This window comes from Bifidobacterium saimiriisciurei (assembly GCF_010667655.1).
Classification (GTDB): Bacteria; Actinomycetota; Actinomycetes; order Actinomycetales; family Bifidobacteriaceae; genus Galliscardovia; species Galliscardovia saimiriisciurei.
This window is the reverse complement of the sequence record NZ_WHZU01000011.1, coordinates 88,593-101,047: the sequence shown is the minus strand read 5'-3', so window position 1 is coordinate 101,047 and position 12,455 is coordinate 88,593. Positions and strand designations below refer to the sequence as shown.

General features: G+C 62.7%; 11 protein-coding genes and 1 pseudogene. 6 read left to right on the top strand and 6 right to left on the bottom strand.

What is annotated here, in order from left to right; genetic code table 11:
- Window positions 1–81 precede the first annotated feature (81 nt).
- From GFD18_RS07725 to GFD18_RS07720, 3 genes are all read right to left on the bottom strand, one after another.
- A complete protein-coding gene (locus GFD18_RS07725; protein WP_163199110.1) occupies window positions 82–1,056 on the bottom strand; it encodes an SGNH/GDSL hydrolase family protein in 975 nt (324 codons plus the stop codon).
- A 270-nt stretch (window positions 1,057–1,326) separates the two neighbouring features.
- Window positions 1,327–1,452 carry a hypothetical protein gene (locus GFD18_RS11285; protein ID WP_263863975.1) on the bottom strand — a complete coding sequence of 42 codons (126 nt, stop codon included), beginning with the start codon at window positions 1,450–1,452 and terminating at the stop codon, window positions 1,327–1,329.
- A gap of 296 nt (window positions 1,453–1,748) precedes the next feature.
- On the bottom strand, window positions 1,749–3,227 hold the full coding sequence (locus GFD18_RS07720) for an MFS transporter (protein WP_163199108.1): 1,479 nt from the start codon (window positions 3,225–3,227) through the stop codon (window positions 1,749–1,751).
- 389 nt (window positions 3,228–3,616) lie between these two features.
- Here GFD18_RS07720 and bglB point away from each other — a divergent pair, with 389 nt between their 5' ends.
- The 4 genes and pseudogenes from bglB to GFD18_RS11335 all read left to right on the top strand — a co-directional run bounded on the left by bglB (window position 3,617) and on the right by GFD18_RS11335 (window position 6,631).
- Window positions 3,617–4,732, top strand: a complete 1,116-nt coding sequence (gene bglB / locus GFD18_RS07715; RefSeq protein WP_163199106.1) for a beta-galactosidase BglB — start codon at window positions 3,617–3,619, stop codon at window positions 4,730–4,732.
- Window positions 4,733–4,828: 96 nt separating this feature from the next.
- Complete coding sequence (locus GFD18_RS07710; protein ID WP_163199104.1) at window positions 4,829–5,638, top strand: gluconate 5-dehydrogenase; 810 nt, start codon at window positions 4,829–4,831, stop codon at window positions 5,636–5,638.
- Between the two features lie 355 nt (window positions 5,639–5,993).
- Window positions 5,994–6,311: pseudogene (locus tag GFD18_RS11340) on the top strand (RpiB/LacA/LacB family sugar-phosphate isomerase); the annotation flags it as partial.
- Between the two features lie 80 nt (window positions 6,312–6,391).
- Entirely contained in the window at window positions 6,392–6,631 is a 240-nt protein-coding gene (locus tag GFD18_RS11335; protein WP_275575983.1) for an RpiB/LacA/LacB family sugar-phosphate isomerase, read from the top strand.
- Window positions 6,632–7,152: 521 nt separating this feature from the next.
- On the opposite strand, the gene GFD18_RS07700 is transcribed toward GFD18_RS11335, so the two are convergent.
- On the bottom strand, window positions 7,153–8,094 hold the full coding sequence (locus tag GFD18_RS07700; protein WP_225432975.1) for a DUF559 domain-containing protein: 942 nt from the start codon (window positions 8,092–8,094) through the stop codon (window positions 7,153–7,155).
- 378 nt (window positions 8,095–8,472) lie between these two features.
- The gene (locus GFD18_RS07695; RefSeq protein WP_163199102.1) at window positions 8,473–9,246 is read right to left on the bottom strand and encodes a sugar phosphate isomerase/epimerase family protein; all 774 of its coding nucleotides are present in this window, start codon (window positions 9,244–9,246) and stop codon (window positions 8,473–8,475) included.
- A 223-nt stretch (window positions 9,247–9,469) separates the two neighbouring features.
- On the opposite strand from GFD18_RS07695, the gene GFD18_RS07690 reads away from it, so the two are divergent.
- Both GFD18_RS07690 and rhaM read left to right on the top strand, forming a co-directional pair.
- Window positions 9,470–10,357 (top strand): AraC family transcriptional regulator, encoded by an 888-nt coding sequence (locus GFD18_RS07690; protein WP_163199101.1) that lies wholly within the window; start codon window positions 9,470–9,472, stop codon window positions 10,355–10,357.
- A gap of 185 nt (window positions 10,358–10,542) precedes the next feature.
- A complete protein-coding gene (gene rhaM / locus GFD18_RS07685; RefSeq protein WP_163199099.1) occupies window positions 10,543–10,857 on the top strand; it encodes an L-rhamnose mutarotase in 315 nt (104 codons plus the stop codon).
- Window positions 10,858–10,877: 20 nt separating this feature from the next.
- Here rhaM and GFD18_RS07680 read toward each other — a convergent pair whose 3' ends face one another.
- Entirely contained in the window at window positions 10,878–12,443 is a 1,566-nt protein-coding gene (locus GFD18_RS07680; protein ID WP_163199097.1) for an MFS transporter, read from the bottom strand.
- Between the last annotated feature and the right edge of the window lie 12 nt (window positions 12,444–12,455).

Sequence of the window (12,455 nt, the reverse complement as noted above, 5' to 3'; positions counted from 1 at the left end):
TCGATGAATGACAACGAGTCTACACCACCGGGAACGATTCCGCCAAGACACGCCCCTCGGTCGGCCTCGCCGACGGCTCCCCTACCCCAGCATCGCGCGGACGATGTTGTTCGCCATCATATTGGCGCCGAGGTCGTTGGGATGCAGGCCGTCGGCGAGGAACGCATCGTCATGGCCGACCAGCGCGAGGCCGTCGACCACGTCGAACCGCCGGCGCATCGCCTGGTTGGCGATCGTCGCACGCACACGGTCCAGCAGCGCACGGTCCTCGTCGGTGGAGCATCCGGCGGAACGCCACAGCGGCGTGACCACCCTGACGGGCGTCCCCTCGCCGACGACGAGACGCAGCGTCGTCATGTATTGCGCGACCGTGGCCTCGAACCGTTCGAGCGTCATCTCCCCCTCGCGGATCTTCGTGTAGTCGTTGGTGCCGTAGGCCACCACGATCGAGTCGGCGCCGACGCCGGCCACGTCGTCGAGCGTGCGCGCGTCGAACACGTAGGAGCCCACGCCCCAGTTGAGCGGCCGGAACCCCAACGTGCGGGCGAGCAGGTACGCGTATCCCTGCGAGGGACGCAGCGAGGTCATGCCCTGAGTGATGGAGTCGCCGAGGAACAGCATGAGCGGCCGGCCGTCGTCCGCGGCGTTCACCGGCCGCGCGTCGGCGCCGAAGTCGCAGTGGGAGATGCGCACGTCGGTCGTATACGGCAGCACGAAGGTCAGCCGCGCGGCGCCGGGATTGCGCTTGGCATACGCCACCGTGCCACACGGCGATTCGTCGGGTTCGCGGATCGTGGCCATGAACACGTCGTTCTCGTAGACGTCGAACGTGACGAACGGACGGCAGAACCGGCCCGTGGCGTAGTCGAACCGCACCGTGTCGGCCGACGTGACGAAATCCATGGTGATGCCGGCGGTCGAATTGGCGCGGATGTCGGTCATCTCGCCGCGTTCGCGGTAGAGGTCGAGCAGCCGGTCGGGGAACCTCACCGGACGCAGCCCGTCCGGTTCGGTCTTCACGCCTACGCAGTTATGGAATACATCCTCGATGTTCATTCATGCTCCTTACGCGGAATCACGGCGTCAACGCCGCCTCACATCGACGCCGCCTCACGGGACCAGCGTATACGAGGCCGGACCGCGGCGACGACGCCTTGCCGGTCGTTGCCGGAATACAAAAAAATCCCGCCGAATCGGCGAGATCACAAGTCCATAATCATCAAATCCAAAGGTCGTGCATTTCAGGCATTCCCCCACCGGGGATATGTCGATGGCTGGTACGGACGCCATTGGCCGTATCGCATCCTGGTCGGCGAGCAAGTCGCGTCAGCGATCGTTCTCGACCTCGCGGGCCACCTCGTAGGCCGTGTGTGCCATCTCGTCAGACATGAAGGACATGCCGGCGAAACCGGCGAGGGCCATGCCGCGCATCAGGTTCTTCTTGAATCCCATCGTTCGTTCACCTCCTTTTTCCATCGTTTTTCGTTGACAGTTAGTAATATATGCGGTTTTTCCCGACAATATGGCGCAATAAATATCAAATGATGTTCGTTATCTATCGTTTGTTGACATCGCTGATATCAGGCCGGCAAACGGCCGAAACGACGATGGCGGCATGACCCCGTACGGGAATCATGCCGCCATCATGGCCACACGCCGGCCCACGTCGATCCGCCCGTCGGACGTAGGCGCGGGCGGTCATGCCGGCCGCGGAAACGGCCGGCGGACGTCGGCGGCCCGACGGGGCATCAGGCCTTGGTGGTCTCGGCCTCGAGCTTGGCGCGGTCCTCGGCGAGGATGCGTTCGGTCTCGGCGATCTCCTTCTTGCCCAGCGGGTACCAGAAGGCGAGGATCAGCGCGGCGACGCCGAGGCAGACGACGGGCAGCAGCGTGGTGAGCGCGTACACGCCCTCGACGGTGCCGGCGGACTGCGTCACGGCGTGGCCGGCGGCGGACCGGTAGCCGATGAATCCGAGCAGCAGGCCGCTGATGCCGTTCGATGCGGCCTGGCCCATCTTGCGGGCCCACGAGTTGAGTCCGTAGATGGTGCCGTCCTCGCGGATCTTGGTGATGGCCTGGTGGTGGTCGATGACGTCGGTGATGAACGCCCACACCATGAGGTTGAAGTAGCCCGCGCCGATGGCCCCGAAGAACATGAGCACGAGGTACACGCGCCAGTCGGTCAGGTGCGCGAAGTACATGATGCCGTAGATGACCACGGCGAAGGCGAGCGTGGCCACGGAGGTCTCGCGCTTGCCGAAGCGGCGGGCGATGCCGGTGGCGAACGGCGCGAGCACGAGCACGGTGATGAAGTTGAACATCACGGCGATGGCCATGCCGGTCTTGCTGTGGAAGTACGTGTCGAACAGGAAGGTCTGGTTGATGGACGCGAGCTGCTGGTTGATGACGACGAAGAAGTCGGCGACGATCAGGGCGAGCAGGGCGCGGTCCTGGAACATGGAGGTGACCATCTTCTTCGCGTCGAGCTTGCGGCCGGTCTGCACGTTGGTGCGCTCGGTGGTCAGGCGCACGGTGATCTCGTAGGAGAGGTACGCGAGCGCGCCGCAGACGATGGCGATGAGGAAGAAGCGCGGGGCGGAGACGGCGAGGTTGCCGTTCGCGTCGGTCTCGTACATGAACATCGGGATCATGTAGCCGGTGGCGACGTTGGCGACGGCGGCGCCGGTGGAGCGGTAGGTGGACAGCGACGCGCGCTCGTCGGACCTGGAGCTCAGCGCGGAGGCGAGGGCGCCGTACGGGATGTTCACGGTCGACAGGAACACGTTGAACAGCACGTAGGTGACGGCGATGTACGCCACCTTGGCCGGCAGCGCCCACGAGGCCACCATCGGCAGGAACAGCAGGATGGAGACGAGGATGAACGGGTAGCGGAAGCGGCGGATCCACGGGCGGAATCGGCCCTCGCCGGGCTTGGCGTGGCTTTCGTCGGCCTTGTTGCCCACGTAGACGTCGACGAACGCGTCGAACACCTTGGTGAGCATCATGGTCACGCCGACGATGGCGGCGGGGATGCCGAGGCCGTCGGTGTAGAACTTCAGCACGAAGCCGTTGACCAGGCTCAGGATGAAGCAGTTGCCGACGTCGCCGAACATGTAGCCGATCTTGTCCCTGATGCCGAACGGCGCGGCCGTCGCGGCCGGGCCGCCGTCGTGGTTCCGTGCGGACGGTGTGCGCGACACCACCCTTGGTGCTGTTGCCGAAGCCATGTCTTTCCCCTTTCGTCCCACGGCCGGAGTCTCCATAGACATTCGGTTTGGAACATAAAATGATTGATTCTGTTCGCTTTTGTTTGCACTGCGAACACGCTTACGTAATGTAATCGATATCAATTCGATAAACATCGGCAAGAAATATCAAAAGACGTCGAGCAGCTATGTAAAATTGCTTTCCTCGCCCAAACGTCGATTTTCGGCAATCCGGCATAGTCTTCATCGGGGAACCTATCGCCACTCGCACGACTTTGTTCAATTTTTCATAGTTCACAGTCAAAAACTGCAATTATTTCAATGGATGTCACAGAACCAAACACCATACGATGGAGGCATCCACCCAACCCGCATCAACGGCGATGACAGAAAAGAGGAACGCCACAGCAATGACCACCAACGACAAGACCACCAACGATCGGCCGAGCCGCGAACTCATCCAGAGCAAGATCGACCTCATGATCGAGAACCTCACCACGATCGACGATCCCGAAGGCAAGTTCCTCCTGCACTTCGGCGACATCGTGGTCGACGACAAGAGCTGGAAGGTCTGGAACTGGCCCCAGGGCGTCGGACTCTACGGCATCTACAAGAACTACAAGCTCACCGGCAACAAGAAGGCCCTCAAGGTCGTCACCGACTGGTTCGACAACGCGCTCGCCGAGGGCTCCCCCTCCAAGAACGTCAACTCCATGGCGCCGCTGCTCGCCATGGCCTGCCTCTACGAGGACACCGGCGACACCCGCTTCTACCCCTACCTCGACCAGTGGGCCAAGTGGGCCATGGAGGACATGCCCCGCACCACCGGCGGCGGCATGGCGCACGCCACCATCCAGGACCCGCACCTCGAACAGCTGTGGGACGACACCCTCATGATGACGGTCATGCCGCTCACCAAGATCGGCCGCCTGCTCGACCACCCCGACTACGTGGAGGAGGCCAAGTACCAGTTCCTCATCCACGCCGAATACCTCATGAACCGCGCCAACGGCCTGTGGTACCACGGCTGGAACTTCAACCGCCGCGACCACTACGCCGGAGCCCTGTGGGCGCGCGGCAACTGCTGGATCACCATCGGCATCCCCGAGTTCATCGAGACCGCCGGCCTCAAGAAGGGCGACCTCGTGCGCGAATGGCTCATCACCCTGCTCAACCGGCAGGTCGAGACGCTCGCCGAGCTCCAGGACGAGTCCGGCATGTGGCACACCCTGCTCGACGACCCGAACTCCTACGTGGAGTCCTCCGCCACCGCCGGCATCGCCTACGGCATCCTCAAGGCCGTGCACCGCCGCTACATCGACCCCAAGTACGCCGCCGTCGCCGAAAAGGCCATCAAGGCGCTGCTCGGCCAGATCGACGACAAGGGCGAGGTGCAGAACGTCTCCGTCGGCACCGGCCTCGAGGACAGCCTCGACTACTACCGCAACATCGACCGCACGGCCATGCCCTACGGACAGTCGCTCACCGTGCTCGCCTTCACCGAATACCTCGTCTCGTTCTGCTGAGCGCGACGACGGCGCGCATCCGGCACAGGACGCGACTATAGCTATAGACAGAACGCAACCAACCATCATCAACCCAACCGATAGAAAGAAGGAATCATGGCAGAAGGATTCTCCATGGACAGCTTCTCCCTCAAGGGCAAGCTCGCCCTCGTGACCGGCGCCACCTACGGCATCGGCTTCGCCATCGCCTCGGCGTTCGCCCAGGCCGGCGCCAAGATCGTGTTCAACGACCGCGACCAGGCCAAGATCGACCAGGCCGAAAAGGACTACGCCGCCCTCGGCTACGAGGCCCACGGCTACAAGTGCGACGTCACCGACGAGGACGCCGTGCAGGCCATGGTCAAGGACATCAACGAGAAGTACGGCGTCATCGACATCCTCGTCAACAACGCCGGCATCATCAAGCGCATCCCCATGACCGAGATGAGCGCCGCCGACTTCCGCCAGGTCGTCGACATCGACCTCAACGGACCGTTCATCGTCTCCAAGGCCGTCATCCCCGGCATGGTCGAGAAGGGCCACGGCAAGATCATCAACATCTGCTCCATGATGAGCGAGCTCGGCCGCGAAACCGTCTCCGCCTACGCCGCCGCCAAGGGCGGACTCAAGATGCTCACCCGCAACATCTGTTCCGAATACGGCGAGGCCAACATCCAGTGCAACGGCATCGGCCCCGGCTACATCGCCACCCCGCAGACCGCGCCGCTGCGCGAACGCCAGGCCGACGGCTCCCGCCACCCCTTCGACCAGTTCATCATCGCCAAGACCCCGGCCGCCCGCTGGGGCACCCCCGACGACCTCAAGGGACCGGCCGTGTTCCTCGCCTCCGACGCCAGCGACTTCGTCAACGGCCATGTGCTGTATGTTGACGGCGGCATCCTCGCCTACATCGGCAAGCAGCCGTGAAAATGACGGCGGGGCGTTTTCGCCCTTACGGCGGGCTCGACGTACCATTCGTACGCCTTCGCCCGGCGACGGCCGAAACCACACACGCCGGCATTTTCACTTCATAGCTGCCTGATGCATCCGCGTGCTTCGTCGCCCACGCCTTGAAGTCGCACGCATCAGGCAACAATCACCCTCAGGAGGTGGTTTCGGTCTTCGCCCGGCGACGGCCGAAACCACACGCCGCCGTTTTACCCATACATGCACCAGACATTCGACGGCTCCCCTCTTGGAAAGAGCTGCCAACGGAGCTGACTGGAGGGGAGGCAGGCACCGCCCCTCCAGTCATCCCACACCTCACGAAAGGAAAACACCAATGCGTATCGCACTCATCAACGAGAACTCGCAGGCCGCCAAGAACGGCCTCATCTACGGCGCCCTGAAGAAGGTCGCCGACGAGAAGGGCTTCGACGTCGACAACTACGGCATGTACGCCGCCGATGACGCCGCCCAGCTCACCTACGTGCAGAACGGCATCCTCGCCGCCGCCATCCTCAACACCGGCGCCGCCGACTTCGTCGTCACCGGCTGCGGCACCGGCGAGGGCGCCATGCTGGCCCTCAACTCCTTCCCCGGCGTCATCTGCGGCCACGTCGAGGACCCGCTCGACGCCTACACCTTCGCCCAGATCAATGACGGCAACGCCATGGCCATCCCGTTCGCGCTGAAGAACGGCTGGGGCCAGGAGCTGCACTCAAGTACATCTTCGAGCAGATGTGGCTTGAGGAGCCGGGTTCCGGCTACCCGAAGGAGCGCGTCGTCCCCGAGCAGCGCAACAAGAAGATCCTCGACGGCGTGCGCGCCGCCGCCTACAAGCCGCTGGTCGACATCTACAAGGCCCTCGATCCCGAACTCGTCAAGGGCGCCTTCGCCGGCGAGCACTTCAAGGAGCTCTTCACCGCCAACGCCGAGGACGGCGAGATCAAGGACTACGTCCTGGGCCTCCTCGACTAGTCCCCGGCTCCTGCACGATTCCGTGACCGTCGGCTCGGGCAAATCTCCTCCTCACGCCCAATCCGATGGTCACGGGACCATTCCTTTCCTTCTCCTCGGTTATTTTCCGCTCGCCGGTTCCTCCCCGGCGAGCGTTTTTCATATGCACGCGTTCACTCTTTCTCACGTGCCGCAAGGAATGTGATCCATCCCAGGTCGCCGGCGCACGAACGGGCCACGGAATCCAAAAACAGGCAAGGTTCCTCTTCCCTACCAAGTTGTTCCGGCACGCAGTGCATCAATATCAATCTCACACGTTCCGTACCGCAATCCTCGTGCCTTGAGAAAATCCATTCGTTGCAATTCCAATGATTCCTTGACTGCCGTGTCAAACAATCCTGCCACGGAATCACCATCCGCCCATATCATGTACTCCTTGTCATGAAATCGCGGCAGGGAACGCAATATTCATCAATTTCAACGTTCCATGTCCGTATCCCTGGCAGGGAATAAGGACAACGCGAATCTCACCATTCCATGCCTCACCATATCGGACCGTTCCTCTTGGCCAAGGTCGACAACGACATGGCCTCTACGGAAAAATCGAACCGCGCGCCACGCTTGGCGAGATATCGCGCCACCCTGAACGCCAGTGCGGCGCGGGCATCGGCATCACGCAGGTCGTCGGCCGTCACTATCACCACGATCCAACCGCGGCTACGCAACAGTTCGCGTTTCTCCTGGTCCCTGCGCCATTGCATCTTATCGGTACGATGTTGGTCACCGTCATACTCGACCGCCACTTTCTGCTCCGCCCATGCCAGGTCAACGGTCATCGGCACATTCGAACGGAACATCACCCCGGGAACTACGGCATTAATCTGCGGAACCGGCAAACCATGGCTCATCAACGTCAGATACGTCCTCGACTCCATCGGCGATCGAATGCCGCCAAGACAGAGCCTCAACGCCAGTCTGCAGTTCCGGATTCCGGTGAACCGCACGGGCAGTTCCAGAAAATCGGTCATTCTCGCATACACGTCCGCCGCGTCATCGCCACTGTTCCCCGAAAGCGCGGTGATGACGGAATTCGTCAACACGATCAGTTCCTCGAATGGAACATGCGGCGAAAGCTGAGCCCATACATGAACGGCATCCAGCGCATACACGTATTGGTTGACGCGCACGAACGCCCCGCGTTCATACCGTTTCCATACATGCGCCTGCAAATCCCTGCCACGGATGCGCTTCCCCTCCGGCCGCACCACGGTATGAAGAACCGAATCCCTCAGATCGCAACGAAACGGAACGGGGATTGACTGCAGCATAAGCGACGTCTGCATGCCGAACAGCACTCCTCTTCCGACCCGTTTGGCGGTCTCCGTGCATAATCGGACGATCTCCTTGCGGCGCATGGCCAGCGTCGTCTCCATGGATTGCGGGGACGGGAACCATCCCGATTGTGGCGTCTGCGATACTTCCATATGCAGAACATACGTCGCCGACGCGTGGAGCCGCCGGCTCGGAGAGGAATGTGGACGAATGGACCACCCTCGGCTGGGGTATGGGGACAACCTCCCCGTATGCGACTGGTTTTGTGGACAGAGAGCATCATAATCCACATGCACGGCGTTCCGTGCCATGATTACGTGGCAGGGAACGAGAGAATTCGCAAAATCCTGATTCCGCGGCAAGAATCACAGTCGCCGAGCCATCATCCGTATTGCAATTCCAACGATTCCGAGGTGACGACCGCTGGGACTGCCGGCAGGGAACGCGATATCCTCCAATATCTCCGTTCCCCGCCGGTCGGACACCGATACGACGGTGTCGCTCCCTACCGTCAGACGTAAACCATGCGTTCACAGGCTGCCGTATTTGCGCACGGTGCGGGCGATGGCCTCGTCGCGGGTCTCCTCGAGGATCACGGGGATGTACGGGCGGGCCGCGGAGACGGCCTCGAGGATGCCACGCACGTCCATCACGCCCTCGTCCACGTTGCAGCGGTGCAATCCGCCGCCGTCCGGGTCCACGGTGAAGTCGTCGATGTGCACGGCCACGATGCGGTCGCCGAACGCCTCGAGCGCCTTGCGGGTGATCTCCACCTGGTCGCCGTCGCGCACGGTCCGGCCGCTCGGCGTGGTATATGCGGTCGGGTGGTTCGCTCCGGGCTCCACGCCCACGATGGCGCCGAACCGCTCCCCCACGGCCACGAGCCGCCGCACCGACGCCAGCGAGCGCTGGTACATCTCCTCGGTGAAGTTCTCCTCGGTGAACCGGCCGGGGTCGGCGTCGACGGAGCCGGTCTCGCTGGCGACCACGGGCGCGCCGAAGAAGCGCGCGTTCGCCAGGTACGCCTCGAACCGGCGCAGCAGCGTCTCGCGCGTGGCGTCGTCGGGATGCGTCATGTTGATGTAGCAGCCGAGCACGGCGATGTCGACGCCGCACTCCCCCAGTACGCGGCGGAAGTAGGATCCCATGCCGGGGTTGATCCTCTCCGCGCCGGCGAGGTCGGGGAACTGGCGGGGCAACGCCAGCTGCACGTTGTGCACGCCGTATTCGGCGAGTCCTCGGGCGAGTTTCTCCGGTGTGTCGGCGTCGGTCACGTCATGTCCGCGCGCTCCGAAATTGATCATGGCACCTCCATTGTGTCCGTCTATCACTTGTTGAGTGTAGGGGGCGCCAACCATGCATATATATGAATGAGTGCGTATGTTTTGCTTAATTGCTATCCATTCTTGATTCCGCAGGTACCATGAAATCAACAACGGATATATACGGCGGCATCGCCGCAACAGCCGTCATCCCGCACCCCTCTCGCTACGGGATGACGGGCACAGACACAGGAGCATAAGTGCAATGACGCATCAGGATCAGCCGCGCGCTGTCATCGTGAATTCCATGATCTCCGACCGTTTCGAGATCTATCATGTCGATTCGCAGGTCGTGGAGCACGCCCAGCTGCATTACCACGACTTCCATGAGATCAACTGCGTGCTGCGGGGCACGGGCGTCTTCCATCTCGGCGGCAAGGAGTACACGACCGGGCCGGGCACGGTCACGTTCGCGCACAGCAACGACCTGCACAACATCGTGCGCCAGTCGAGCGACTACTATGAGCGCGCGTACATCTACGTGCGCGATGACTTCCTGGCCTCGCGGTCGACCTCGAACACGAATCTCGCCGCCTGCTTCTCCAACAACGGCAAGCCGGCGAGCCGTGTGATCACCATGGAGCCGGATGCGCTGCGCCGCGAGTTCGCCACGCTCGACGAGAAGCCGGGCAACGGCTACGGCGAGGACCTGGAGTACGAGCAGCGGTTCCTGAACTTCATGGTGACGCTGAACAAGGCGGTCGCCGATTCGAGCACCGACGTGGCGCCGGTGAACAAGCCGGTCTCCTCGCTCATCACGAACGTGATGGAGTACGTGAGCGAGAATCTTGACGGCGACTGCTCGCTGGACCATATCGCGGGCCGGTTCTTCATCAACAAGTACTATCTTTCCCGCCAGTTCAAGAAGAGCACGGGGCTGAACCTGCACGAGTTCATCCTCAAGCGCCGTCTGCTGCGGTCGAAGGAGCTGCTGCGCGAATACGGCAGCGCGCAGAACGTGTACCGACAGTGCGGCTTCGCCTCGTACACGCATTTCCTGCGCTGCTTCAAGCAGGAGTTCCATATGACGACGAAGGAGTTCCTGAGCCGCAACGACAGCACGGACGTCGTGTACTTCACCGCGCACGAATAGTCGGCCGGCCGGTAAGCCGAAAGGCCGGCGCCGCCGCGTACCGCCTTCGGCTCGCGGCGGCGTCGGCCTTCGCCGCAACATCGGCAAGCCCGGAGTCAATTCCCGACATGTTTTGCGTGTCATATGCCGCCGTCGTGCTGCCTACGATGCGTATGAATGATTACGCGCAGTCCAAAGGAGGACCGATGATCCGCAAGACGTTCAAGATGCATCTGTACCCCGGCATGGTGGAGGAGTACGCCAGGCGCCACAACGAGCTGTGGCCGGAGATGAAGGCGATGATCCATGAATACGGCGGTCACAACTACACGATTTCGTTCGACGCCGAGACGAACACGCTGTTCGGATACATCGAGGTGGAGGACGAGGCGCGCTGGGCCGAGTCGGCCGATACGCCCATCAACCGCAAGTGGTGGGATTTCATGGCGCCGGTCATGGAGACGAACCCCGACAACTCCCCCGTATGCGAGGACCTGCGCGAGGTGTTCCACCTCGACTAACGCCAGCGCAAACGCCTTGACTAGCGCCAGCACCGCTCGTATGGCACGCCGGTGAGTCGTTCGACCGTCTCTCGTACCTCGGGCTCGACATCATCCTTCGAGCCGCCGGACTTGAGACGGTCGATTTCGTGCAGCAGCATGAGATCGCCGCGCTGGTCGAGCGCGAAACGACGCGAGATGACGAATGCGATCAGGAATCCGATGGCGGACCATCCGAGGCAGACGAAGGCGATGCCCATCTGAGCGCCGGCGCTCTGGCCGCCCGCATGATTGGGCTGGAAGCCCGTGGCGGCGAGGAACGCGCCGCAGGCGATGGATGCCACGCCGGTGCAGATGAACCGCAGGAACGTGGTGATGCCCGAGAAGATCGACGCACGGTTGCGTTTGGTCACGATCATGTCGACGTCGGGGATGAACGGGAAGATGAGCCACGGCAGCGTGCCGGAAAGCGAACGGAACACGCACCAGACCAGGAACGCGGCGACGGCGAGCGCGGTCCACGCCGCGCCGGGGAGCACGCCGACCGTGCGCCATGCGAGGAACAGCAGCGCCAGTCCGGTGAGCGCGCCCGCATAGCATACGGCGTACAGGTTCTTCGGCCCGATATGGATGAACAGCCAGCCCCACAGGGGCTTGAACACTTCGGCCACGATGGCCAGCGACAGCAGCAGCGAGGCGAAGGCGGCCGTCCTGTTCCAGTCGTAGAGCACGAAGAACACGAACGTCTGGGTGAACATGTCCTGCAGTGTGAGGCAGATGAGATACAGCGTGATGTGGATGCGGAACGTGGCGATGCGGAACGTGGATGCGTATTCGCGAATCACGCGTCCGGCCGCGGAGAGCATCTCGCGTGGTGTGCGGCGGTGTGCGGCCGCGCGGCGCCGGGCGAGCTCGGCCTCGCCGAATCCGGCCTCCTCGGGCGTGAGCTCCCAGGTGAGACGGGAGCTGGCGAACGTGACGCAGGCGAACACCACGGTGACCACGGTGGCGAACAGCTGGTACGAGTAGGCGTTGGTCTCGCCGAGATGCGAGAGCACCCAGCTGGCGAACATGGGGATGACCGCCGTGGAGATGCCGCTGAGCAGCAACCGCACCGTGGAGAGCATGGATCGGCCGGCGAAGTCGGTGGTCATCTCGCCGGGCAGGGCCGCATAGCAGACGCCGAACATCTGCAGCAGCACGATGTAGAGCACGTAGAGCGCGAAGTACAGCGGCTGCGGCAGTCCCGGCACCCACATGAGCAGGGTGACCAGCACGAGCGGCGAGCACAGCATGATGAAGAAGCGGCGCCGACCGAACCGGCGGCCGAGACGGTACAGGTAGAATCGTTCGGACAATAGCCCGAACAGGATGGCACATACGGCGCTGACGACGGCCGCGCCGCCGATGATGCCCTGGGCGGTGGAGATGTCGAATCCGCAGAAGTGTGTCCAGAACACGGCGAGGTAGGTGCCGGCGAGCGTCGGCCCGCCGCCGCCGTAGACGTCGCCCATCGCATAGCTCAATGCGTTGCCGATGGTGATCTTGCCGTGCCTCTTGGATTGCGGCCTGCCCTGCTGCGGTTCTGATTGCATCCGGGTTGTCAACGCCCGTCCCTT